This window comes from Phenylobacterium sp., assembly GCF_965229015.1.
Taxonomy (GTDB): domain Bacteria; phylum Pseudomonadota; class Alphaproteobacteria; order Caulobacterales; family Caulobacteraceae; genus Phenylobacterium.
In genome coordinates, this window is record NZ_CBDDIM010000002.1 from 439,436 (window position 1) to 462,587 (window position 23,152).

General features: G+C 69.6%; 19 protein-coding genes. 11 read left to right on the forward strand and 8 right to left on the reverse strand.

All coding sequences use genetic code 11. The annotated features are described in order from the left end of the window. Positions 1–85: 85 nt before the first annotated feature. Entirely contained in the window at positions 86–1,687 is a 1,602-nt protein-coding gene (locus tag ACO06I_RS18440) for an ATP-binding protein (protein ID WP_421934080.1), read from the forward strand. A gap of 10 nt (positions 1,688–1,697) precedes the next feature. On the opposite strand, the gene ACO06I_RS18445 is transcribed toward ACO06I_RS18440, so the two are convergent. Further along, positions 1,698–2,093 carry a VOC family protein gene (locus ACO06I_RS18445; protein ID WP_421934081.1) on the reverse strand — a complete coding sequence of 132 codons (396 nt, stop codon included), beginning with the start codon at positions 2,091–2,093 and terminating at the stop codon, positions 1,698–1,700. A 121-nt stretch (positions 2,094–2,214) separates the two neighbouring features. Here ACO06I_RS18445 and ACO06I_RS18450 point away from each other — a divergent pair, with 121 nt between their 5' ends. Next, complete coding sequence (locus ACO06I_RS18450) at positions 2,215–2,988, forward strand: MerR family transcriptional regulator (RefSeq protein ID WP_421934082.1); 774 nt, start codon at positions 2,215–2,217, stop codon at positions 2,986–2,988. An 11-nt stretch (positions 2,989–2,999) separates the two neighbouring features. Here the strand turns inward: ACO06I_RS18450 and ACO06I_RS18455 are convergent, their stop codons facing one another. The 3 genes from ACO06I_RS18455 to ACO06I_RS18465 form a co-directional block, all read right to left on the reverse strand. Next, positions 3,000–5,483, reverse strand: a complete 2,484-nt coding sequence (locus tag ACO06I_RS18455) for an ATP-binding protein (RefSeq protein WP_421934083.1) — start codon at positions 5,481–5,483, stop codon at positions 3,000–3,002. 237 nt (positions 5,484–5,720) lie between these two features. Beyond that, positions 5,721–6,656, reverse strand: a complete 936-nt coding sequence (locus ACO06I_RS18460; RefSeq protein ID WP_421934084.1) for an isopenicillin N synthase family dioxygenase — start codon at positions 6,654–6,656, stop codon at positions 5,721–5,723. Positions 6,657–6,666: 10 nt separating this feature from the next. Further along, the gene (locus ACO06I_RS18465) at positions 6,667–8,556 is read right to left on the reverse strand and encodes a monovalent cation:proton antiporter-2 (CPA2) family protein (protein ID WP_421934085.1); all 1,890 of its coding nucleotides are present in this window, start codon (positions 8,554–8,556) and stop codon (positions 6,667–6,669) included. Between the two features lie 120 nt (positions 8,557–8,676). On the opposite strand from ACO06I_RS18465, the gene ACO06I_RS18470 reads away from it, so the two are divergent. Genes ACO06I_RS18470 through msrA form a run of 3 tightly spaced genes read left to right on the forward strand, consistent with a single transcriptional unit; the run spans position 8,677 to position 10,687 of the window. Then, positions 8,677–9,411, forward strand: coding sequence for a CoA transferase subunit A (locus ACO06I_RS18470; protein WP_421934086.1), 735 nt, complete (start codon positions 8,677–8,679; stop codon positions 9,409–9,411). Beyond that, on the forward strand, positions 9,411–10,058 hold the full coding sequence (locus ACO06I_RS18475) for a 3-oxoacid CoA-transferase subunit B (protein WP_421934087.1): 648 nt from the start codon (positions 9,411–9,413) through the stop codon (positions 10,056–10,058). The genes ACO06I_RS18470 and ACO06I_RS18475 overlap by 1 nt, the downstream gene beginning before the upstream one ends. A 53-nt stretch (positions 10,059–10,111) precedes the next feature. Further along, positions 10,112–10,687 carry a peptide-methionine (S)-S-oxide reductase MsrA gene (gene msrA / locus ACO06I_RS18480; protein WP_421934088.1) on the forward strand — a complete coding sequence of 192 codons (576 nt, stop codon included), beginning with the start codon at positions 10,112–10,114 and terminating at the stop codon, positions 10,685–10,687. A gap of 122 nt (positions 10,688–10,809) precedes the next feature. Here msrA and ACO06I_RS18485 read toward each other — a convergent pair whose 3' ends face one another. After that, a complete protein-coding gene (locus ACO06I_RS18485) occupies positions 10,810–12,354 on the reverse strand; it encodes an ArnT family glycosyltransferase (protein ID WP_421934089.1) in 1,545 nt (514 codons plus the stop codon). Between the two features lie 238 nt (positions 12,355–12,592). On the opposite strand from ACO06I_RS18485, the gene ACO06I_RS18490 reads away from it, so the two are divergent. The 5 genes from ACO06I_RS18490 (at position 12,593) to aguB (ending at position 19,707) form a co-directional block, all read left to right on the forward strand. Continuing rightward, positions 12,593–15,970 (forward strand): TonB-dependent receptor, encoded by a 3,378-nt coding sequence (locus ACO06I_RS18490; protein WP_421934090.1) that lies wholly within the window; start codon positions 12,593–12,595, stop codon positions 15,968–15,970. Positions 15,971–16,249: 279 nt separating this feature from the next. Beyond that, positions 16,250–17,062 carry a helix-turn-helix domain-containing protein gene (locus ACO06I_RS18495; RefSeq protein WP_421934091.1) on the forward strand — a complete coding sequence of 271 codons (813 nt, stop codon included), beginning with the start codon at positions 16,250–16,252 and terminating at the stop codon, positions 17,060–17,062. 65 nt (positions 17,063–17,127) lie between these two features. Then, a complete protein-coding gene (locus ACO06I_RS18500) occupies positions 17,128–17,601 on the forward strand; it encodes a nuclear transport factor 2 family protein (protein ID WP_421934092.1) in 474 nt (157 codons plus the stop codon). A 220-nt stretch (positions 17,602–17,821) separates the two neighbouring features. Beyond that, complete coding sequence (locus ACO06I_RS18505) at positions 17,822–18,832, forward strand: agmatine deiminase family protein (protein ID WP_421934093.1); 1,011 nt, start codon at positions 17,822–17,824, stop codon at positions 18,830–18,832. Beyond that, complete coding sequence (gene aguB / locus ACO06I_RS18510) at positions 18,832–19,707, forward strand: N-carbamoylputrescine amidase (protein WP_421934094.1); 876 nt, start codon at positions 18,832–18,834, stop codon at positions 19,705–19,707. Before ACO06I_RS18505 ends, aguB begins: the two co-directional genes overlap by 1 nt. A gap of 118 nt (positions 19,708–19,825) precedes the next feature. Here aguB and ACO06I_RS18515 read toward each other — a convergent pair whose 3' ends face one another. Both ACO06I_RS18515 and ACO06I_RS18520 read right to left on the reverse strand, forming a co-directional pair. Beyond that, positions 19,826–20,620 carry an acid phosphatase gene (locus ACO06I_RS18515; RefSeq protein WP_421934095.1) on the reverse strand — a complete coding sequence of 265 codons (795 nt, stop codon included), beginning with the start codon at positions 20,618–20,620 and terminating at the stop codon, positions 19,826–19,828. A gap of 53 nt (positions 20,621–20,673) precedes the next feature. Further along, positions 20,674–21,558 carry a MaoC/PaaZ C-terminal domain-containing protein gene (locus ACO06I_RS18520; RefSeq protein WP_421934096.1) on the reverse strand — a complete coding sequence of 295 codons (885 nt, stop codon included), beginning with the start codon at positions 21,556–21,558 and terminating at the stop codon, positions 20,674–20,676. A 195-nt stretch (positions 21,559–21,753) separates the two neighbouring features. On the opposite strand from ACO06I_RS18520, the gene ACO06I_RS18525 reads away from it, so the two are divergent. Next, a complete protein-coding gene (locus tag ACO06I_RS18525) occupies positions 21,754–22,554 on the forward strand; it encodes a SapC family protein (protein WP_421934097.1) in 801 nt (266 codons plus the stop codon). A gap of 68 nt (positions 22,555–22,622) precedes the next feature. Here ACO06I_RS18525 and ACO06I_RS18530 read toward each other — a convergent pair whose 3' ends face one another. Next, positions 22,623–23,015, reverse strand: a complete 393-nt coding sequence (locus ACO06I_RS18530) for an acyl dehydratase (RefSeq protein ID WP_421934098.1) — start codon at positions 23,013–23,015, stop codon at positions 22,623–22,625. Positions 23,016–23,152: the final 137 nt, after the last annotated feature.

The following is a 23,152-nucleotide window of genomic DNA, read 5'->3' on the forward strand; positions in this document are numbered from 1 at the left end:
AGATGAAGTACATCCAGCCCGGGATTCACCTCCCGTTAGTTCGTGGCCCCTAGGACTGGCGCACCCCCCAGTACCGAGGCCTTGCATGTCCGGCGTCCTCCTCGACCTTGCCCAGAATTGCGTCCCCATCGCCCCCGACACCCCCGGCGCCCTGGTCTATGAGCGGTTCCAGGCCGAGCCCGACGCCCTGGCCATCGCGGTGGTGGACGCCCAGGGCCGGCCGGTGGGCCTGGTGGAGCGCACCGCCTTCTTCCTGGCCATGGCCGCCCAGTATGGCCGCGCTCTCTATGCGCGCCGCCCGGTCTCCCTGCTGATGAACGCCGAGCCCCTGGTGGTGGAGGGCGACGTCGACGTGGCGGCCTTCTGCGGCGAGGCCCTGGTGGAGCGGCCCTCGGAACTGCTGCGCGGCTTCATCGTCACCCAGGGCGGCCGCTACGCCGGGGTGGGCAGCGCGCTCTGCCTGCTGCAGGCCACCAACGCCGCCAACCAGGCCCACGCCGAGGAGATGGAGGCCCTGGCCGGCGCCATGGACCGCGCCCGGCTCGAGGCCCAGGCGGCCCTGTCGGCCAAGTCCCAGTTCCTGGCGGTGATGAGCCACGAGATCCGCACCCCGCTGAACGGCGTCCTGGCCATCGCCGACATCCTGGCGCGCAAGCTCGCCCAGCCCGACCTCATCGCCTATGTGCGCGGCATCCAGGACTCCGGCGAGACCCTGCTGCGCCTGCTGACCGACGCCCTCGACCTGTCGCGGGCCGACGCCGGCCGCCTGGACCTGAACGAGGACAGCTTCGCGCTCGCCCGCCTCACCGACGACCTGGCGACCCTCTGGGGGGCGCGGGCCGAGCTGAAGGGCCTGGCCCTGACCGTCGCCTATGACGGTCCCCCCGACCAGTGGGCCCTGGGGGACGAGATTCGCATCAAGCAGGTGTTCAACAACCTGATCGGCAACGCCCTGAAGTTCACCGAGGCCGGCGGGGTGGAGGTGTCGCTGCGGGTCCGCCGCCAGGACATCCACCTCCACATCGAGGGCGAGGTCTCCGACACCGGGGTCGGCGTGCCGGAGGATCGGCTGGCCGCCATCTTCCAGCCCTTCAGCCAGACCGAGGTCGGCCTCAAGCAGGGCGGGGCGGGCCTTGGGCTCTCCATCTGCCGCCAGCTCGTCGAACAGATGGGCGGAACCATCGGCGCGGCGCGCAATCCGGCCGGCGGGACCCGCCTGCATTTCTCGCTCGTGCTCTTCGACCTGCCGGCGCCCGGCGAAGCCCCCGCGCCGATCGAGGCCGAGGCGGCCGCCGGCGGCCTGCACATCCTGATCGCCGACGACAACGCCACCAACCGGCTGGTGGTGGAGACCCTGTGCGAGATGTTCGGCGCCAGCAGCGAAAGCGTGGAGGACGGCCTCCAGGCGGTGGCCGCCGCCGCCAGCGGCCGCTTCGACCTGGTGCTGATGGACATCCGCATGCCCAATCTGGACGGGGTGGCCGCCACCCGCCGCATCCGCGCCCTGGCCGGGCCGGCCGGGGCGGTGCCGATCCTGGCCCTCACCGCGAACGCCGACCCCTGGGACGCCGAGGGCTACCTGGCCCAGGGCATGGACGGTGTGGTGGAAAAGCCGATCAAGGCCGAACGCCTGGTGGACGCCATCAACCGCGCCCTGGCCGTCGACCGGCGCTGCGTGGCCGCCTAGGGCCTCCGGGTCAGCCCTGGAGCACCACGCTGGGGGCCGACCGCGTCGCGGGGCCGTGGTTCACCGCCTCGATATTGTTGCCGTCGGGATCGAACACGAAACAGGCGTAGTAGCCGGGGTGGTAGTCCCGCTCGCCGGGCTTGCCGTTGTCCTTGCCGCCCGCCGCCATCGCCGCCTCATAGAAGCGGTCCACCATGGCGCGGTCGGGGGTCTGGAAGGCCAGGTGCACCCGGGTCGGGGTCTCGCCGGCGTCGATCCACAGCTCGTCGGAGCCCAGGTGGTCGGGGCTCTCCTGGAACGGCACGCCGAGCACCGCCAGCACCGCCTTGTAGAACCGCTTTGACGCCTCCAGGTCCTTGACCCGGAAGTGGAGGTGATCGATCAACCGGCCGCGATGCAGTTCCATGAGGGCTCTCCGTCGTGAACCCGACTCCAACGCGGCCTGCGACGGCAGGTTTCCAACGGGATTGACCCTCACGCCGCGTGATCCCCCCAATGAGGGGCCTTCAGCAACAGGCGGAGGTCTGATGAGCGTCTACACCGTCAGCGAAGTGGCCAGGCTCTCGGGCGTCTCCGTCCGGGCCCTGCACCACTATGACGAGATCGGGCTGCTGAAGCCCGGTCACGTGGGCGAGAACGGCTATCGCTACTACGGCCAGGCGGAACTGCTGCGTCTGCAGCAGATCCTCTTCCACCGGGAGCTGGGCTTCCGCCTGGAGGCCATCGGCCAGATCCTGGACGACCCCGGTTTCGACCAGGCCGCCGCGCTCCGGGCGCACCGCGCGGCCCTGCTGGAACAGGCCAGGCGCTACCGCCAGCTCGTCCGCACCCTCGACCAGACCCTCGCCGCCATCGAAGGCAAGACGACCATGAACGACAAGACCACCTTCCGCGGCTTTCCGCCGGAGAAGCAGGCGCAGCACGAGGCCTGGCTGACCGACCGGTTCGGCCCGGCCGTGCGGAGCGAGATCGAGGATTCCAAGGCGCGCCTGCACGCGCTGAGCCAGGGCCAGTTCGACGGCCTGATGGCGGAGGCCGACGCCTTCGAGGCGAAGATGGCCCAGGCGCTCGCCGACGGCCTGCCCGCCGACAGCGGCGCGGTGGGCGCCCTGGTGGCCGGCCACCACGCCTGGATCGGCCGCGCCTGGAACCGCGTCCCCGACCGCACGGCCTATGAGAACCTGGCCCTCATCTACCAGGACAACCCCGACTTCCGCGCCCGCTACGAGGGGAGGGCGGCGGGGTTCACGGAGTATCTGGTGGCGGCCATGCGGACGTTCGCGGCGCGGGAATTGGGCTGAGCGGTGCGGGCCTACGCCCTCAACGCCCTCTGGCCCTCTTCCGCCGCCGCCCCATCCCCGACCTTCTCCGTCCAGACCTGCTCCACCACGCGCAGCAGGCCGTCGGCGGTGATGGGCTTGGTGACGTGGCCGTCGGCGCCGGCGTCGGCGGAGGCCTGGGCGTGCTCGGGCATGGCGTTGGCGGTCAGGGTGTAGATCGGGGTCGGGCGGGCCTTCTCGCGGCACTCCCGGCGGCGGATGGCGCGGATGGCGGTCAGACCGTCCATCACCGGCATCTGCATGTCCATCAGGATCAGGTCGAAGCTGGAGCGGGCGGCCTCGTCCACCGCCTCGGCGCCGTTCTCGACGCAGGTCAGGTCGACCCCGGCGGCGCCCAGGATCAGCTCCACGACCCGGCGGTTGGTGGGGTGGTCCTCGGCCAGCAGCACCCGCATGGTCTGCAGGTCGGCCTCGGCCTCGGCGTCGGCCTCGTGCTCGCCCCACAGGTCCACCGCCCCGTGGCGGCGCGGCAGCTCCAGCTCCAGGGTGAAGGTCGAACCCTCGCCGGGACGGGAGACCGCCGACAGGCCGCCGCCCATGGCCTCGGCCAGGGAGCGGGAGATGGCCAGCCCCAGGCCGGTTCCGCCAAACCGCCGGGTGATGGAGCCGTCGGCCTGCTGGAAGCGGCCAAACAGCCGCTGGCGGGTCTCCTCGTCGAAGCCGATGCCGGTGTCGGAGACATCGAAGCACAGGTGGGTGGAGGTCTCGTCGCGCCGCGCCCGCACCGACAGCTTCACCTCGCCGGCGCTGGTGAACTTCACCGCATTGCCCAGCAGGTTGCTCAGGATCTGGCGGATGCGCGGGGCGTCGCCGTCATAGGCGCCCTGGGCGTAGGGATCGACCTCGACGGTCAGCTTCAGGTCCTTGGCCTCGGCGCTGGCCTGGAACAGGGAGGCGCAGGCGTTGACCGAGGTGGTCAGGTCGAAGGGCTCGGGGCGGATCTCCAGCCGGCCGGCCTCGATGCGGGCCAGGTCCAGGATGTCGGTGAGCAGGGCCTCCAGGGTCTGGGCCGAGGTCTCGATCAGGTTGACCATCTCGGCCTGGCCGGAGGTCAGCGGGGTCTTGGCCAGGGCCCCGGCTATGCCCATCACCCCGTTCAGCGGGGTGCGGATCTCGTGGCTCATATTGGCCAGGAACTCGCTCTTGGCCCGGTTGGCGGTCTCGGCCTCCTCCTTGGCCTTCACCAGCTCCAGTTCGCCGCGCTTCTCCTTGTCGATGTTGCGCAGCACCCCCAGCACCCGGACCACCCGCCCGCGCTCGTCGCGGATCGCCTCGCAGGCCGAGTAGTGCCACTGGTGCGGCCCCTCGGTCTGGGGGATGCGGTAGACCTGCCGGAAGGGGGGGCCGCCCTCCATGTATTCGTCCCAGGCGCGCATGGCCTCGGGGCGGTCGGCGGGGTGGATGGACCGCCAGATGTCGGCGTTCATCTCCTCATAGGTGGTGCCGACCTCGACCCCTGGGATGGGGGACTGGTAGCCGGCGCCGGTCAGCTCCCGGCGCTTCCAGTCCATCTCCCACATCCGCAGCTCGCCGATCTCCAGGGCCAGCTTCAGGCGCTCCTCGTTGCGCTTGGCCTCCTCCAGGGCGTCGGCGGTGCGGGTCATGTCCACCGACATGATCAGCAGACCGCCGATCTCGCCGTCGGCCTCCCGCCAGGGATTGATCTCCACCCGCGCCCACAGGTGGCGGCCGTCGGGCAGGTTCACCGGCACGCGCTCGTGCTGCACCTGCTGGCCCTTGAGGCAGCGGTTGTAGACCGGCGCCCAGCGCTGGGTGTCGGGATAGGCTTCGTAGAGGCTCTGGCCCACCACGTCGTCGCTCTGGCGCTCGGCGCGCCAGCGGGGGCTGGCCTGGATGACGCGCATCTGCTTGTCGGTCATGCACAGGGCCACCGGGGCGGCCTGGACGAAGGCGGAGATCATGTTGCGGGCCGCGGCCACCTCGCCGGCGGCGCGGGCCAGGTCCTGGCGGGCGGCGCACCTGGCCCACTCGTCCCCGGCCAGGGCGGCCAGGTCGGTGAGGTACTCGGCGAAGGCCGGATCATGGTCGCGAGGCTCGACGTCGGTCACCAGCACGGCGCCCACGCCGCGGCCATCCTCCAGCCGGATCGGGGCGGCGGCGCAGAACCGGATGCCCAGCTCGCCGGTTACGCCCCGGTGTTCCTTGAAACGCGGGTCCTGCCGGGCGTCGGCGACCCACAACACGCCTTCCGAGCGCAGGGCCACGGCGGTGAAGGAGTCCTCGTTGGGCACCGCGCTGCGCCAGCGGTCCGGCTGGCCGGCATGCCAGGTCTGGTCCCCGTCCAGGACCACCACATCGCTGTTCGGCAACCTGGCATAGGCCCGGGCCAGCCGCGCGATGCGAGCCAGGGTCGGTTTCAGCTCAGAAAGGTCCAGCCCGCCGTTGGCGGCCGGACGTTCAGCTTCGCCGCGCGAAGCCCCGTCCTTCTTGGCCATAACGTCTCCCCCGAACAGTCGGCGAACGATGGGCGCGCGGGGTTAAATCTCCGTGACCGTCAAAAACCGATTTCTACCCAGAGTGTGGCGGCGAGGCGAGCTCTCCTCCTCGCCCCCTTCAGGGGGAGAGGATGGGTGAGGGGGCGCGCGGCACGCTGCGCGTCACGGCCTGGGAGCGACAACGGAAGCGCAGAAAGAGCCCTCACCCGACCTCTCCCGCAGGCGGGAGAGGAGGATCTACAGCAGCTTGATCTCGCGCAGCCGCTCTTTCAGGAACTCATCGGCGGTGATCGGGGTCGGGTAGCGGTCGGGGTGCTCGCCGTCCACGCAGGAGGCCAGGGTCCTGATCTCGTAGTCGGGATTGAAGTGCAGGAAGAAGGGCGTCGAATAGCGCGGGAAGCCCCGGCGCTCGGGTTCGGGATTGACCACCCGGTGGGTGGTGGACGGCAGGCGGTGATTGGTCAGCCGCTGCAGCATGTCGCCGATATTGACCACCACCGAGCCGGCCGGCGGATTGATCGCCAGCCACTGGCCGTCGCGGTCCAGCACCTCCAGCCCGGCCTCTTCGGCGCCGAGCAGCAGGGTGATGACATTGATGTCCTCATGCGCCCCGGCCCGGATGTTAGGGCCGTCCTTGGGCACGGGGGGATAGTGCAGCAGGCGCAGGATCGAATTGCCGTCATTGACGGTCGCATCGAAGAAATGCCGGTCCAGCTTCAGATAGCTGGCGATGGCCTCCAGCACCTGGACCCCCAGGTCGTCGAGGGCGTCATAGAGCCAAGCCACGTCGGAGACGAAGGTGGGGACCTCCACCGGCCAGACGTTCTCCGGCATCAGCTCGCGATAGGGATGGCCCGGGGGCAGGTCGCGCCCCATGTGCCAGAACTCCTTCAGGTCGAAGTGCTCGGCGTCCTTGGCGGTCTCGATGCCGAACGGGGTGTAGCCGCGCTGCCCCCCGGTTCCGACCACGTAGCGCTTCTTCACATCCTCGGGCAGGGCGAAGAAGGCCTTGGTGGCCTCCAGCGCGCGGGTGATGTCGGCCTGGGGCAGGCCGTGGTCGGCGATCACCGCGAAGCCGTAGCGGGCGAAGCTGTCGCCCAGCGCCTGGGAGAAGCCGGCGAAGTCGCGGCTGAAGCCCTGGAAGGAGACGGGTTGGATGGCGGTCTTGGTCATGACCCGCCCCTTACACCGGCTGGCGATCCTTCTCCACCCGTCTGGCGAGGTCGTCCTCGCCGTCCTCCTCGGCCGCCCGCCGCATCTCGGCGTTCAGCAGTCGCTCCATGGTCTCGGTGGAGTCGCGGCTGGCCAGGACGTAGTTCTCCTCCTGGCCATAGGCCGGCGCCAGCTTCTCGAACAGCTGGCGGTCCAGCTTGCGGAAGGTGACGGCGGCGGCCACCGCGCGGCGCTCGGTGAAGCCCAGCCGCAGCAGGGCGCGCTTGCCCATGGCGAGACTCCCTTCGAAGCTCTCGCGCTCCACGTCGTCGGCGCCGTGGGCCAGCAGGTCATAGGCGTGCCGGCGGTCCCAGGCCCGCGACATGATGGCCAGGTTGGGGAAGGCCGCCTTGGCCGCCTCCACCAGCTCGACGGCCTTGTCCTTGTCGTCGATGGCCACGATCAGCAGCTTGGCCTTGGCCGCCCCCGCGGTGCGCAGCAGGTCGATGCGGCTGGCGTCGCCATAGTGGACCTTGCGGCCGAAGGCCCGCAGCAGCTCGATCTGCTCGATGCTGGAATCCAGGGTCACCACATTGAAGTCGTTGGCGATCAGCAGGCGGGCGGCGATCTGGCCGAAGCGCCCGAAGCCCGCGACGATCACCTCCGGGTCGCCCTCGTCGAAGGGGATGGCCTCCGGCTCGTCGCCGGGCCCGTCGCCGCGGCTCAGCACCAGCTTCTCGTAGGCGAGGAAGGCCAGGGGCGTGAAGGCCATGGAGAGCGCCACCACCGCCGAGAGCAGCTTCGACAGGTCCGGGTCGATGACGCCCGCCGCCACCGTGAAGCCCAGCAGGACGAAGGCGAACTCCCCGCCCTGGGCCAGGGACACCGCCGTGGTGGCCGCCTCCCGCCGCGCCATGCGGAACACCCGGCCGACCCCGAACATGGCCAGGGCCTTGAGGATCATCATCCCCAGCACGAGGCCGAGCAGGGCCACCGGCTGGCGGGCGATCACCGAGAAGTCCAGCCCCGCCCCCACGGTGATGAAGAAGAGGCCCAGCAGCAGGCCGCGGAACGGTTCGATGTCGGTCTCCAGCTCGCGCCGGAACTCGCTCTCGGCCAGCACCACGCCCGCCAGGAAGGCGCCCAGCGCCGGTGAAAGACCGACCGTCTGCATCAGGGCGGCCACCGCCACCACCAGCAGCAGGGCCGAGGCCGTGAAGATCTCCCGCAGGCGGGCGGCGGCGATGAAGCGGAACACCGGCCGCACCAGGTAGCGCCCGCCGCCGATCACCGCGGCCACCGCGCCCAGGATGGCCAGCGCCTTGGCCCAGCCGGGCAGGCCCATGGCGTCCAGCAGGCTGGCGCCATGGCCCGCGGCCTCAGCGGCCCCATGGACCGGCGCCCCCATGGCCAGCAGGGGCAGGAGGGCGAACAGCGGGATCACCGCCAGGTCCTGGAACAGCAGCACCCCGAACACCGCCTCGCCGACGGCCCCCTGGCGCAGGCCCTTCTCCTCCAGGTTGGCCAGGACGATGGCGGTGGAGGAGAGCGCCAGGACCACGCCCGCGGCCGTGGCCGTGCGCCAGTCCAGGCCGAGCGCCAGGCCGGCCAGGGCGATCACGCCGGTGGTGAGCGCCAGCTGGCCGCCGCCGAGGCCGAAGATCGCCGTGCGCATCTTCCACAGCAGCGCCGGGCGCACCTCCAGCCCGATCAGGAACAGCAGGATCACCACCCCGAACTCGGCGAACCTCATCACGTCGGTGGGCTCGCCCACCAGGTTCAGCAGGAAGGGGCCGACGATGACGCCGGCGATCAGGTAGCCCAGCACCGAGCCCAGGCCGATCCGCTTGGCGATCGGGACCGAGACGACGCCGGCGGTCAGATAGACCAGCGCCTGGATCAGCAGGCCCTGGCCGTTCATCGGCCGGCCCCGGTGGGTTGGTGAGACATGCTCGAACTATGGACCGGCGTTCTCGGATTTGTGCACGCGAAATCTGATTGCCCGGTTCCCAAATGTTGCAGTGCGGCGTAATGGGCGTTCATGGCTGACAAGACACAGAAATCCGCTGTCGAGGCCCTGGCGGGCCGCCTGTTCGACGGCATGACCATCATGGCGGGGGGCTTCGGCCTCTGCGGCATCCCGGAAAACCTGATCGCGGCGATCCGCGAGAGCGGGACCAAGGGCCTGACCGTCATCTCCAACAACTGCGGGATCGACGGCTTCGGCCTGGGGATTCTGCTGGAGAGCGGCCAGATCAAGAAGATGGTCTCCTCCTATGTCGGCGAGAACAAGCTGTTCGAGAAGCTCTACCTCTCCGGCGAGCTGGAGCTGGAGTTCAACCCGCAGGGCACGCTGGCCGAACGCATCCGCGCCGGCGGCGCCGGGATCCCGGCCTTCTTCACCAAGACCGGGGTCGGCACCCTGGTGGCCGAGGGCAAGGAGGTCCGCGAGTTCGACGGCGAGCTTTACGTCATGGAGCGCGGCCTCACCGCCGACCTGGCCATCGTCAAGGCCTGGAAGGGCGACGCGGCGGGCAACCTGATCTACCGGAAGACGGCGCGGAACTTCAATCCGATGATGGCCACCGCCGGTCGGGTCACCGTCGCCGAGGTCGAGCAGCTGGTTCCGGTGGGTAGCCTCGACAAGGACAACATCCACACGCCGGGGATCTTCGTCGACTCGATCGTCGCCGGCGCGAAATACGAAAAGCGGATCGAGCGCGTCACCACCCGGCCCCGCGCGGAGCAGGGCGCCGGCGCCGGAGAGGAAGTCTGATGGCCTGGACCCGCGAACAGATGGCGGCCCGCGCCGCCCAGGAACTGCGCGACGGCTTCTATGTGAACCTCGGCATCGGCATCCCGACCCTGGTGGCCAACTACATTCCCGCCGGCATGACCGTCACCCTGCAGAGCGAGAACGGCATGTTGGGCATGGGCCCCTTCCCCTATGAGGGGGAGGAGGACGCCGACCTGATCAACGCCGGCAAGCAGACCATCACCGAGCTGCCGGAGAGCTCCTACTTCTCCAGCGCCGACAGCTTCGCCATGATCCGCGGCGGTCACATCGCGCTCTCCATCCTCGGCGGCATGCAGGTGTCGGAAGAGGGCGACCTGGCCAACTGGATGGTGCCGGGCAAGGTGGTGAAGGGCATGGGCGGGGCCATGGACCTCGTGGCCGGCGTCAAGCGCGTCGTCGTGGTCATGGACCATGTGGAGAAGTCCGGCGCCCCCAAGCTGCTGACGGCCTGCACCCTGCCGCTCACCGGCGCGCGGGTGGTGGACCTGCTGATCACCGACCTGGGCGTCTTCGACATCGCCCGCGGCAAGTCCCCCCTGACGCTGACGGCGCTCGCCGACGGCGTCACCCTGGAGGAGGTCACCGCCAAGACGCAGGCGAAGTTCGAGGTGGCCCTGGCCGGGTGAAACCTCCGGGCCCGCCCTTGCGTATGTCCCGTCAGGACAACCAAGGTAGAGCCATGAACAAGCCCCTCTTCGCCGCCGTCGCCGCCGCAGCCCTGCTGGCGGCCAATGTCGCCCCGGCGGCCGGCGCGCTCAAGACCGCCGTCTTCGCCGGCGGCTGCTTCTGGTCGGCCGAGCACGACATCGAGCACGCCAAGGGGGTGAAGGACGTGGTGGTGGGCTATGCCGGCGGCGCCTCGGCGAGCCCCAGCTACGAGGACCACGAGGGCCACCTGGAGGCCATCAAGGTCACCTACGACCCCAGCCAGACCAGCTACTCCCTGCTGGTGGCCAACTTCTTCCACCACATCGACCCCACCGACCCGGACGGTCAGATCTGCGACCAAGGCCCCTCCTACCGCACGGCGGTGTTCGTGGCGGACCCCGCCGAGCGCGCCGCCGCCGAGGCCATCAAGGCCCAGGTGGCCAAGGAGCTGGGCAAGCCCGTGGCCACCAAGATCCTGCCCGTCGGCCCCTTCCACGTCGGCGAGGGCTACCACCAGGACTATGCCAGGAAGAACCCCATGGCCTACGCCCGCTACCGCATCGGCTGCGGCCGCGACGCGGCGCTGAAGGCGGTCTGGGGGCGGTAGTTCTGAGTGTCATCCCGGTTTCCGCGGTACGCGGAAGACCGGGACCCAGAAGCACCGATTTCTCCTGCATGCCCTGCGCGTCTGGGTCCCGGACAAGCCCTGCGGGCTTTCCGGGATGACAGCTAGTTTTGCGCCGCCTTCGGCGCCGGCGGCTGGCCGGTCACCGGGTCCCGCGGCAGGGGGGCGAAGCCGTCGCCGAGGAACAGCTCGGTGCGGCGCTTGCGCTTCCTGTCCAGCATCACGCTGCGGATCTCGCGGGCCGAGACGGTCTTGAAGTCCTGGGCCATCTCGTCGCGATAGACCAGGTCCAGGCTGGCGGCCAGGACGTGGGCGCCGGTGGCGGGCGTCAGGGGGTCGGTGGTCTCGGCCTGGTTCTGCGGATGGGCCTCGCGCACCCACATCTTCAGGGGCGGTGCGTTGACGGCGCCGAAGAAGGCCCGCCCGTAGTAGGCGCTGGCGTTGAACAGGAAGCGGTCGTCCACCACCACCGCGGTCAGGCCTGGCTCCACGGCCGCCCGCTCGGTGATGCCGCGCACCGTCTGCTCCCAGCCCTTGGCCCGCTTGAAGGCGTTGGCCGCGCCGATCCTCTCGGCCAGGGGCGGGCTCACCACGCAGGCCAGGAACAGGGTCGCGATCACCGCCTGGCTGGCCACCGCCGCCACCAGCCACCATTTGGCCCGCCACCGCATCAGCCAGGCGGCGACCAGCACGGCGCCGGCCACGTAGCCCGCCCCGGACCAGTTGGCGTTGGCCCGGCTGATGAAGGCCTGGAAGGTGACGATCAGCAGCGGCGGGATGGAGAAGCACAGCAGGGTGACGTCGGCCGGGGTCAGACGCTTGCGGACCGCCAGCAGCAGGCCGCCGCCGATCAGCACCGCGAAGGGGATCGGCCCGAACACCCCGAACTGCGAGACCACGAAGGCCCCCAGCTCCTCCGGGTTGAACAGCTTGCGCCCGCCCCAGGCGGCGTTGGCGGCGGTATGCTGCACGGTGGAAAATCCGTGGGCGGCGTTCCAGGCCAGGTTGGGCGCCAGGATCAGCAGGAAGGCGGCGAGCGCCACGCCGGCCGTCCGCCAGCTCCACACCGCCCGGGCCTCCTTGCTGATGGCCAGGTGCAGGCCAAGCCCGATCAGGGCGTAGACGGCGGCGTACTTGGACAGGAAGGCCAGCCCCACCGCCGCCCCGAACCCGGCGGCGATCCCCAGCCTGCGGCGGCCCTCCGCGTTCGGAAGCTCCACATAGGCCAGCAGGGCGAGGCTCAGATAGAAGAGCAGGATGGCGTCGGTGGCCATGGCCAGCGCCGAGATCTGCACCCCGGGCATCAGGGCGTAGAGGGCGCAGGCGGCGAACCCGACGGCGGGCCCGTAGAGCCGGCGGCCGATCCCGAACACCGCCAGCGTCGCCCCCAGGTGATAGAGCGGGGCGGCCAGCCGCACCCAGGCCTCGCCGTTCCCGCCGATCGCCGTGGTGGTCCAGATGGTCCAGGCGATCATCGGCGGCTTGGAATAGTAGCCCCAGTCCAGGGTCCGCGACCAAAGCCAGTACTGGGCTTCGTCCGGATAGAGCTCCAGGGGCGTGACGAAGAGGGCGACCAGCCGCGCCGCCGTCAGGCCGAGGGCCAGCAGCAGGGCGCCTCTCCATTGGGCGCCGGCGCCGTGAGCGGACAAAGCGTTATCGGCCAAGCGGAACATCCCTCTTTTGGCGGCGGACGGTGGCGCGGCGCAGGCGCCCTGTAAAGGACGATGCGTGTCTTTCGCGCAGCACTCGCGCGGCTTGATGTCGCCGTAACAAAAGCGTCACCCATCAACATAATTTTAGCGCTATAGCGTGGGCCAGACGCCGGAGGGGGCTGGGCAAGCGATCCCCGCACGGCACGATGGATAGGGGACCTTCCAGATGACTTCGATGAAACGCCTCGCCGGTGGCGCGGCCCTGAGCGTACTCGTGTGCGCCATGTCCAGCGCGGTCTACGCGCAGGAAACCACCTCGGCGGTGGGCGGCACGATCGTGGACCAGAGCGGCGCGCCGGTGCGCGGCGCCAGCGTCGCCATCGTCCACACCCCGTCGGGCACCCGGTCGCAGACCGCCACCAGCACCGACGGCAGCTTCGACGCCCGCGGCCTGCGCCCCGGCGGCCCCTACACCCTGACCTTCACCGCCCCGGGCTATGAGGCCAAGAGCCTCACCGGCGTGAACCTGGTGGTGGGCTCCAACCAGCGCCTGGACGTCAACCTCCAGGCCCAGGACCTGGTGGACGAGTTCGTCGTCACCGCCTCGCGCGACGTCACCGCCAACAACACCGGCCGCAAGACCGTGCTGGACGAGACGGCCGTCGAGAGCGTCGTTTCCATCACTCGCGACGTCCGCGACCTGGCCCGCCGCTCGGCCCTGGTCAGCCAGAACACCCGCGGCGACGGCGGCATCTCCATCGCCGGCTCCAACCCGCGCCAGAACCGCATCACCATCGACGGCGCCACCGCGGTCGACAACTACGGCCTCAACACCGGCGGCACCCCCACCAAGCGCGGTCCGGTCGTGCTGGACGCCGTCGAGCAGTTCACCATCGACGCGGTCCCCACCGACGTGGAGAACGGCGACTTCCAGGGCGGCGCCCTGGACGTGGTGCTCAAGGCGGGCGGCAACGACTTCCACGGCTCGCTGTTCACCAACTATCTGAACGACGGCATGGTGGGCGACTCGATCCGCGGCGCCCCGGTGAAGAACACCGTCAGCCAGACCAATTACGGCGCCTTCCTCTCGGGCCCGATCTGGAAGGACAAGGTCTTCTTCGCGATCTCCTACGAGCGCTATGAGTCCTCGGACCTGACCTCCACCGGCCCGACCGGCCAAGGCTTCCAGAACGACATCAACGGCGTCACCCAGGCGACCATCGACACGGTCACCAACATCTTCAACACCCAGTACGCGTCCAAGTTCGACGTCGGCTCGATCACCCGCACCAAGCCGGTGGTGGACGAGAAGTACGCCGCCAAGCTGGACTGGAACATCACCGACCGTCAGCGTCTCAGCCTGACCGCGCGCTACGCGCTCTCGGAAGTGACCTCGCGCACCGACCTGACCCGCACCACGGCCGGCCTGGACTCCCACTGGTATCTAACCGGTGAGGAAGACTACTCCTATGTCGGCGAACTGAACTCCGACTGGACCGACAACTTCCACACCCAGATCCGCCTGACCTATCGCGACTACGAGCGTCGTCAGCTGCCGAAGTCGGGCCAGGAATTCGCCGACATCAGCGTCTGCACCTCGCCCACCAGCATCAATTCCGGCGGCGACAACCTGACCTCCTGCGGCTCCACCTCGGTGGTCCGCTTCGGTCCGGACGAATTCCGTCAGGCCAACTCCCTGGCCACGGAAACCTTCCAGATCCAAGCCAAGGGCGAATATTCACTCGGCGATAATCTGATCAAGTTCGGCTACCAGCTGAAGAATCAGAACATCAACAACCTGTTCGTGCCCACCAGCGACGGCGTCTATTACTTCGACTCCATCGCCGACTTCCAGAACGGCACGGCGGGCCAGCTTCGCTACGCGAACTCGGTGGGCGGCAAGACCGTCGAATCCTCGGCCGCGATCCTCGAATACGACGTCCACAGCCTGTACCTGCAGGACTCGCTGACGGTCACGCCGGACCTGAACATCACGGCGGGCTTCCGCTACGACTGGTTCGTGATGGACTCCACGCCGGTCCTGAACGCCAGCTTCACGGCGCGGAACGGCTTCAGCAACCAGTCGACCTATGACGGCCGGGGCATCATGCTGCCGCGCGTCAGCTTCGACTGGAAGCCGACCTCCTCCCTCAAGATCAGCGGCGGCGGCGGCCTGTTCTCCGGCGGCGTGCCGGACGTGCTGATCGCCAACTCGTTCGGGAATGGCAACGGCATCCAGACCTCGGGCATAACCATCCAGCGCACCGCCACCGGCTTCCAGGACATCTCTGGCACCCCGGGCTTCACCCCGGCGGTTGGCGCCGCGGCCCTCAACGGCCTGCGCACCGATCCGCGCTTCGGCTATGACATCCCGGCGGCGGTCATCGCCTTCCAAGGCGGTAGCGTCGCCTCGCCGCTCGCCGAGGTCTCGGCGCTCTCGCCCAACTACCAGCTGCCCTCGGACTGGAAGGCCTTCCTCTCGGCCAACTGGGACACCCCGTGGTACGGCGTCCGCCTGGGTCTCGACCTGGTGGGCTCCAAGACCCGCGACGGCATCCTGATCCGCGACACCCGCGCCCAGCCGCTGATCGTCAACGGCGCCATCGCCCGCACCCCGGACGGTCGCATCCGCTACGACGCCATCGGTTCCAGCACCGCGGCCACCGCGGCCCAGCGCGCGGCCTTCAACGTCACCTCGCAGAACCCCGGCTCGTCCAACCGCGACCTGGTGGTGTTCAACGACGACGCCGGCAAGGGCTTCACCGTGGCGGTCTCGGCCAGCAAGTCCTTCGACTTCGGCCTGGACGTCCGCGCCAGCTACAGCCACTCCGACATCAAGGACCGCAGCTCCTCGCTGCGCTTCTCGTCAACCCAGAGCTCGCTCTACGGCGGCATCTCCGGCGATGACCCCAACGGCGCGGCCTACGGCACGTCCTTCGACTCCATCGACCATTCCTTCAAGCTGGACGTCTCCTACGCCCACAAGTTCTTCGGCGACAACGAGACCCGCGTGACCCTCTTCGGCGAGCGCCGCTCGGGCCGCCCGACCTCCTTCGTGATGTCGGACGCCTCCTCCGGCCGTAGCCCGGTGTTCGGCGTCAACCGCGGCAACTTCCTGCTCTACGTGCCGAAGATCACCGGTGAAGTGTCGAGCCCGACCGACCTCGACGTCGGCCTGGTCACCTTCGACAGCGTCGCCACCCGCGACAACTTCCTGAAGGCCGTCAGCCAGTTCGGCATGAAAGAGGACGCCATCCAGGAGAAGGGGTCCTTCACCAACCACGACATCACCCAGGTGGACCTGCAGCTCTCGCAGGAAATCCCCTCGCCGATCCAGGGCCACAAGTTCCGGCTGACCTTCGACGTCCAGAACCTGCTGAACCTGATCAACGACAAGTGGGGCATCGTCGACGAATACCTCGACACCGACCGGGTGATCAGCGTCGCCTGCGCCGACGCCTCGGGCGCGGCGGTCACGGCCAGCTCGCCGAACCCCTTCGCCTGCAATCGCTACCGGTACTCGAGCTTCCAATCGAGCTCGACCCAGCGGAACCTGGACACCGGCGGCAAGTCGCTCTGGGCCATCCAGGTCGGCCTGCGCTACGAGTTCTAATCCTCGCGGCGACATCGCCTTCGCGGAAAGGGCGGCCCTCCCGGGCCGCCCTTTTTCGTTGCGGGGCAATAGAATTCCTCCCCCGTCGGGGGAGGGGGACCGCGCAGCGGTGGAGGGGGCTGGGGCCGTGCCGATCCAACGGTCCAAGCCCCCTCCGTCTCGCGGCCTTCGGCCCCGATCCACCTCCCCCGAACCGGCCTTCGGCCTGGGGGAGGAACGAGGGGCTCCCCCTCCCTCCACCTCGACAACCGCCCCCCGGCTTCCTAGGCTAAGCTCCGCATGGCGCGGATCACCCCCCTCTGGAGCTCGCGCGAGCTCACCGTCTATCGGTTCGACCATCCGGTGGAACACGAGGACCAGCCCTTCTGCGCCGTCTCCGACGCCTACCGCGCCAGCTTCGTGGAGGAGGGGACCTTCGACCTGGAGATCGGCGAGGGGCGCTGGCGGGTGGTCCCCGGCGACGTGATGCTCAGCCATCCGGGCATGGCCTTCCGCTCGGCCTTCCAGGGGGCTGGGTTTTCCGACACCTGCCTGTCCATCGTCTACCAGGCGGCCAATGACGACGGCTTCGATCCCGCCCGCAGCTGGGCGGCGGCCGGCCGCCCGGTGCTGCGCGCCAGCAACCGCCTGCGCTATCTGCGCTGGGGCCTGGCCCGGGCCGTGGAGGAGGGCGCGCCGCTGTTCGCCGAATACTGCGCCACCGAGATCTTCCGCGAGGCCCCGGGGGCGGAGCCCGGCCCGCTCTACACCGAGCGGAGCTTCGCCTGGTACGCCGAGCGGGTGCACCATGTCCGCGACCGGCTGGACGCGCAGTTCGCCGAGCCCTTCAGCGTCGCCGATCTGGCCCGGTCGGTGGGGATGAGCCTGTTCCACTTCAGCCGGGTCTTCACCGAACTGGCCGGGGTCCCGCCCCATCGCTACCTGCTCAAGGCCCGCCTGAGGGCCGCCCGCCGGATGCTGGGCCAGGGCGCCAGCGTCACCGAGACCTGCTACGCCTGCGGCTTCAACAACCTGTCCCACTTCAGCCGCAGCTTCGCCCGCCGCTATGGCGCCGCGCCCTCGGCGATCGCCCGGGGAAGTTTGGCAGGATAGTGCAAGCCGCGCCCGGCGCGGCCGGGCTAGGTCGGCCCCTATCAAGCTCGACGATAGGAAGCCCCATGAAATCCGCCCTCTATCCCCTGTGCGCCCTGCTGGCCCTGGGCGCGGCCCCGGCCCGCGCCGCCCCCGACCAGGACCGCGCCGCCGTCGCCGCACTGGACACCGCCTACCAGGCCGCCGTGGAGCGCAACGACGCCGCCGCCATGGCCCGGATCCTCCACCCGCAAATGATCCTCATCACCGGCGACGGCGGGGTCCATACCGGCGAGGACCTGCTGGCCCTGGCGCGGACCCGCGAGGTCGCCTTCGAACACCAGGTGGAGGACCCCGGCACCCAGACCGTGCGCCTCTACGGCCCCGACACCGCCATCGTCACCGCCCGCCTGTGGCTGAAGGGCGTCCGCGGCAGCCGCGCCTTCGACCGCCGCCTCTGGTTCAGCGACACCTATGTCCGCACCCCGGACGGCTGGCGCTACGTCTTCGGCCAAGCCTCCACCGACCTGCCCGCCGCTGCGGGCGCCGGACCGGGGTGATCAATTCCTCCCCCACCGGGGGAGGGGGGCCGCGAAGCGGTGGAGGGGGCTGGGGCCCATCGGGTCCAACGGCGCAAGCCCCCTCCGTCTCGCAGGCTTCGCCCATGATCCACCTCCCCCCGAAACGGCCTGCGGCCTGGGGGAGGAACTGGACGCCCAAGCAGCGCTTGACGAACCCCCCGCCACCGCCCATTTCGCGGCTCCAACAGAAGGGCCGCCGATGACCGTGATCGTTCCCGCCGAATGGGCGCCCCACAAGGCCATGTGGCTGGGGTTCCCCAGCCATGAGGAGCTCTGGGCCGAGGACCTGGCCTTGGCCCAGGCCCAGGTGGGGGCGCTGGCCCGCGCGCTCGCCGGTCCCGGCCGCGAACGCGTGCGCCTGATGACCGGCTCGCCGGAGGGCGAGGCCGCCGCGCGGCGTCTGCTGGGGGATGTGGCCGGCGTCGAGATCGTGGCGGGCGTGTTCGGCGACATCTGGCTGCGCGACACCGGCCCGATCTTCGCCAAGGGCCCGAAGGGGGACGAGGCCCGTGGCTTCCGCTTCAACGGCTGGGGCGGCAAGTACGAGATGGAGGGCGACGACACCGTGGCCGCCCAGATCGCCGCGGCCTCGGGCGCGCCCCTGATCCAGCAGGAGATCATCCTGGAGGGCGGCTCCCTGGACCACGACGGGGCCGGCACGATCCTCACCACCGGCCAGTGCTTGCTCAATCCCAACCGCAATCCCGACTGGACGGCGCAGGCCGCCGAGGCCGAGCTCGCCAAGTCGCTGGGCGCCCGCAAGGTGCTGTGGCTGGGGGAGGGGCTGGCCAACGACCACACCGACGGCCATGTCGACAACCTCGCCCGCTTCGCGGCGCCCGGCGTGGTGGTCTGCCCCGTCGCCTGGGGCCGGGGCGATGTGAACGTCTACGCCTATGACGCCTGCGCCCGCGATCTTGCTGGGATGACCGACGCCGAGGGCCGCCCGCTGAAGGTGGTGCGCGTTCCCTCGCCCGGCTGGATCGAGAGCCACGAGGGCGGCGCCGCGCCGGCCAGCCACATGAACTTCATCATCGCCAACGCGGCGGTGGTCATGCCGACCTATGACGGCGACCCCCGCGCCGCCGAGCTGGCCCAGCAGGCTCTGCAGAGCCTGTTTCCCGACCGTCAGGTTATCGGCCTGCCCTCGGACGCCATCCTCACCGGCGGCGGATCCTTCCACTGCATCACCCAGCAGGAGCCCGCCTGATGGCCCGCACCCTGACCGTCGCCGCCCTGCAGACATCCTACGGGATGGATATGCAGGCCAACATCGCCAAGACCACCGACCTGATCCGCCAGGCCGCCGACCAGGGCGCCCAGGTGATCCTGCCCTCGGAGCTGTTCCAGGGCCCCTATTTCTGCGTCACCCAGGAGGAGCGCTGGTTCGCCGAGGCCCATCCCTGGCGGGAGCACCCTTGCGTCACCGCCTTGGCGCCCCTGGCCGCCGAATTGGGCGTCGTGCTGCCGATCTCGATCTTCGAGCGCGAGGGGCCGCACTACTTCAATTCCCTGGTGATGGTGGACGCCGACGGCTCGCCCATGGGCGTCTACCGCAAGAGCCATATCCCGGACGGGCCGGGCTATCAGGAGAAGTACTACTTCCGCCCCGGCGACACCGGTTTCCGGGTGTGGGACACGAAGTTCGGCAAGGTCGGCGTCGGCATCTGCTGGGACCAGTGGTACCCGGAAGCCGCGCGCGCCATGGCCCTGATGGGCGCCGAGGTGCTGCTCTATCCTACCGCCATCGGCTCTGAGCCCCACGATCCCACCCTGGACACCGCCGCCCCGTGGCGGCGCGCCATGCAGGGCCACGCGGTCTCCAATGTCATCCCGGTGGTGGGCGCCAACCGCATCGGCTTCGAGCCGTGGGAGAACTATCCCAACGGCGGCCAGGCCTTCTACGGTTCCTCCTTCATCGCCGACCATCGCGGCGACCTGGTCTCGGCGCTCGGCGACCAGGAGGGCATCGTGGCGGCCAGCTTCGACCTGGATTTCCTGGCCACCCACCGCGCCGCCTGGGGCTTCTTCCGCGACCGCCGCACCGATCTCTACGGCGGCCTGGTCAACCCGCGGCCTGTCTGACGGTCACAACTCGGCCAATGTCGGTCACCTCGCGGGCCGGCAAACCCTTGTGGGTTAAGGGCTGGCGGTCCGTAGGGGGATAACCCCGACTTCTCCATCCGCGACGGCCGACATGTTGTCAGGCGCGGCAGCTCATCGCCGGCGCCCTTGCCAGTTCCTTGCGCGCTGCGGCCAGGTCCCTCTGGAACGCCGGGTCCCCGTGCAGGCGGGCCACCATGGCCGAGGCCAGGGTCCGGCCGGCCTCGATGTCGCTCTGGAAGTGGACCCCGCAGATCACCCGGCTGTCCCCCACCGCCTTGCCCGCCGCCATCAGCCCGTCGGCCTTGGCCGGCTCCAGCTCCGCCAGGATCAGCCCCCAGGACCAGCCCACCATGGCGTGGCCCGAGGGGTAGGAGGCGTTGGTCTTCATCCAGTCCTCGCGGGGCACGCAGATCTGCTGGCTGTCGCCGATCATCGGCCGCAGCCGGCCATAGTGGTCCTTGGCCGGCTTGCCGATGGTGCGAACGTCCAGCTCCACCCGGTGCAGCAGGCGGTAGAGGGCCGGGGTCGGCTGGGGCCCGATGGCCTTGCCCGCCGCGCAGGCGTAGCTCCTCAGGGCCCCTCCGGCCCAGATGTCGTTGTCCTGTATGGCCTGGGTCCAGCGGGCCGAGCCGGCCATGGACCGGGTCTCGTTGTACTGGGCGCGGTCGGCCTGGCCGCGCAGGCTGCCGTCGGCCGGCGGCGGGCCCAGCAGGGCCGCGCCGTCGAGGTCGCCGGTGGTCAGATAGCCGGTCAGCTTGGTGGGGATGGGGCCGGCGGCCGAGCTCAGCGAGACGTCCTCAGGCGCCTTGCCGGAGAGCTGCGGGAGCATGGCGCAGGCGGCCAGCGACAGGGTGGCGGCCGCGACCGCGAGGGGGCGAAGTCCTTGGATCATAGGCCTTCTTTAGAGCGGTTCCCCGGCTTGGGGAACCGCTCCACAGAGGGTCTTTAGGCGCGCAGGACGGTCAGGCCGTTCTTGATCACCGTGGCGCCGCGCTCCTTCACGCGGGCCTCGAAGGAGATGTTCTTGCCGTCCTTCCAGAGGTCCACCGTGATCGTGTCGCCCGGGATCACCGGGGCCGAGAAGCGGGCCTGGTGGCTGAGGATCTGGTCGGGGTCGAAGCCGGTGATGGCCTGCAGCACCGCGCGGCAGGTGATGCCGTAGGTACACAGCCCGTGCAGGATCGGCCGCTGGAAGCCGGCGCGCTTGGCGACGTCGGGATCGGAGTGCAGCGGGTTGCGGTCGCCGTTCAGGCGGTAGAGCAGGGCCTGGTCCTCGCGGGTGGTGAAGTCCACCGACAGGTCGGCCTTGCGGGTGGGGACCACGTGGGGTTCCGGAGCGCCCTCGGACGGGCCGCCGAAGCCGCCATCGCCGCGGGCGAAGGTGGAGCCGGTCAGGGTGGCGACCTTCTCGCCCTTGTCGTCCTTCCAGACGGTCTCGTTGACGATCACCGCCCCCTTGCCCTCGCCCTTGTCATAGGCGCCGACGGTGCGGCCCTCGGCGGTGAAGGTGCCGGTGGCGGGCAGGGGCTTGTGGAGCTCGACCTTCTGCTCGCCGTGGACGACCATCAGGAAGTTGATCTGGCTGGGGCGGTGGCCGGCCGGCATGGCCGGGGCGGGGCCGCCGGCGGCGCGCGACATGGCCGCCAGCACGGTGGCGGCGGTGGGGATGACCTTCAGGTTCTTCTCGTAGACGAAGGCCAGCTCGTCCTCGTTCACGGGGTCCTGCCCCATGCCGACGCCGAGCGCGTAGAGCATCACGTCCTTGTCGCGATAGGTGAATTCACGAGCCGGGGATTTCTGGTCAAGAATGTCGGGATAAAAGATCGCCATTGAAAATATTTCCTCCGCTAAGCGGTCCGTTTGTAATCGGCGGATTGAAGCGGTTCAGCCTGGGCTAAGCAAGCGGTGAGCGAGCGCATTTGCCGCCCCCCGTCCGATCGGGTAGAAGCGCGGACCCTGCGAAGACGGGTCATTTGAAAACCCGCTCGCACCTTTCTTTCGCGCCCAGGACATCGAAGGCATTTCATGGCGACCGACACCCAGCCCGGCACGGGCGGCCAGATCACCGGCAACGTTCTGTTCTATTCCAAGCCGGAACCGCTGACCCCCGACCTCCACAAGACCCTCGGCGTCAAGCGCATCGACGGCCCCTTCGGCTTCGCCAAGGCCGGCCACGCGATCCCGCTCACCGTCACCGAATTTCCCCTGGCCGCCGTCTCGGGCCCGATCATCTTCGTCGGCGACGACAAGATGCCTCTGGCCGTCATGGGCCTGAACGCCGGGGACAACATGTTCGTCCAGGACAACGGCATGTTCGAGTCCGGCGTCTACATCCCGGCCTATATCCGCCGCTATCCCTTCGTCTTCGCCAATGACGACAAGGCCCAGCAGATGGTGCTCTGCATCGACCGCGCCGCCGAGTTCATCGTCGAGGGCGGCGACATGGCCTTCTTCGACGAGAAGGGCGAGCCGACCGAGTACACCAAGAACTGCATCCAGTTCTGCAACGACTACGAGGTCGAGCGTCAGCGCACCCAGGGCTTCATCCAGATCCTGAAGGACAACGACCTCTTCGAGCTGAAGACCGCCAACCACACCCCGATGACCGAGGACGGCACGCCCGGCGAGCCCCAGAAGATCGCCGAGTACTTCGGCGTCTCGGAGGACAAGCTCAACGCCCTGTCGCCGGCCAAGCTGGCGGAGCTGCGGGACAACGGCGCGCTCGGCCAGATCTACGCCCACCTGGTGTCCCTGGTGGGCTGGGACCGGCTGGTCGCCCTGGCGATGTTCCGCGCCAACCAGGCGGCCCTGGCGGCCAACGCCTGATCCGACCTTTACCGGACGTGCGACGCGGCGGGCTCGAGAGGGCCCGCCGTTTCTTTTGGGACGCTTCCTTAGCGGGCGAAGACGCTGCGGGTCAGGCAGGAGAAGACCAGCCGCCCGGCCTCGTCCAGCAGGTCGTGCTGGGCGATGATGATGCCCTTGCCGTCGCCCACCGGGTCCTTGCCCATCACCGTCATGCGGCCACGCAGGGTCTCGCCGGCGGGAGGATTGCGCGCCCAGCGCAGGGCGTCGACCCCCAGGCGCTTGGTCTGGGGCCAGTTGATCACCGCCGCGGCGTCCAGCCGCGTCCAGATGGCGAAGACCATGGCGTCGGGCGCGCCGCGCTCGGCCGGCCAGCCGGGGGCGAAGGCGGCGATGAAGGACTCCAGGGCGCGGGCGTCCACACGCACCTCGCCGAGATAGACCACCTGACCGATCTCGATCTCGTCGAAGGGGGCGGGCACGTAACTCTCCTGCGGCTCTGGCCGAACTGATTCGTCGATGATGGAGCGCGGCGATGACAAGTCGAGCGCTTTGCGGATCGGCCTCCGCACGCCATATAGCGGCCTTGGGCGCAGTTTGGGACAACGGCATGACGCGT

Excerpts from the sequence above, each read along its gene's own strand:
- ACO06I_RS18440 (WP_421934080.1), top strand. The coding sequence starts at position 86 with ATGTCCGGCGTCCTCCTCGACCTTGCCCAGAATTGCGTCCCCATCGCC.
- ACO06I_RS18445 (WP_421934081.1), bottom strand. The coding sequence starts at position 2,093 with ATGGAACTGCATCGCGGCCGGTTGATCGATCACCTCCACTTCCGGGTC.
- ACO06I_RS18450 (WP_421934082.1), top strand. The coding sequence starts at position 2,215 with ATGAGCGTCTACACCGTCAGCGAAGTGGCCAGGCTCTCGGGCGTCTCC.
- ACO06I_RS18455 (WP_421934083.1), bottom strand. The coding sequence starts at position 5,483 with ATGGCCAAGAAGGACGGGGCTTCGCGCGGCGAAGCTGAACGTCCGGCC.
- ACO06I_RS18460 (WP_421934084.1), bottom strand. The coding sequence starts at position 6,656 with ATGACCAAGACCGCCATCCAACCCGTCTCCTTCCAGGGCTTCAGCCGC.
- ACO06I_RS18465 (WP_421934085.1), bottom strand. The coding sequence starts at position 8,556 with ATGAACGGCCAGGGCCTGCTGATCCAGGCGCTGGTCTATCTGACCGCC.
- ACO06I_RS18470 (WP_421934086.1), top strand. The coding sequence starts at position 8,677 with ATGGCTGACAAGACACAGAAATCCGCTGTCGAGGCCCTGGCGGGCCGC.
- ACO06I_RS18475 (WP_421934087.1), top strand. The coding sequence starts at position 9,411 with ATGGCCTGGACCCGCGAACAGATGGCGGCCCGCGCCGCCCAGGAACTG.
- msrA (WP_421934088.1), top strand. The coding sequence starts at position 10,112 with ATGAACAAGCCCCTCTTCGCCGCCGTCGCCGCCGCAGCCCTGCTGGCG.
- ACO06I_RS18490 (WP_421934090.1), top strand. The coding sequence starts at position 12,593 with ATGAAACGCCTCGCCGGTGGCGCGGCCCTGAGCGTACTCGTGTGCGCC.
- ACO06I_RS18495 (WP_421934091.1), top strand. The coding sequence starts at position 16,250 with ATGGCGCGGATCACCCCCCTCTGGAGCTCGCGCGAGCTCACCGTCTAT.
- ACO06I_RS18500 (WP_421934092.1), top strand. The coding sequence starts at position 17,128 with ATGAAATCCGCCCTCTATCCCCTGTGCGCCCTGCTGGCCCTGGGCGCG.
- ACO06I_RS18505 (WP_421934093.1), top strand. The coding sequence starts at position 17,822 with ATGACCGTGATCGTTCCCGCCGAATGGGCGCCCCACAAGGCCATGTGG.
- aguB (WP_421934094.1), top strand. The coding sequence starts at position 18,832 with ATGGCCCGCACCCTGACCGTCGCCGCCCTGCAGACATCCTACGGGATG.
- ACO06I_RS18515 (WP_421934095.1), bottom strand. The coding sequence starts at position 20,620 with ATGATCCAAGGACTTCGCCCCCTCGCGGTCGCGGCCGCCACCCTGTCG.
- ACO06I_RS18520 (WP_421934096.1), bottom strand. The coding sequence starts at position 21,558 with ATGGCGATCTTTTATCCCGACATTCTTGACCAGAAATCCCCGGCTCGT.
- ACO06I_RS18525 (WP_421934097.1), top strand. The coding sequence starts at position 21,754 with ATGGCGACCGACACCCAGCCCGGCACGGGCGGCCAGATCACCGGCAAC.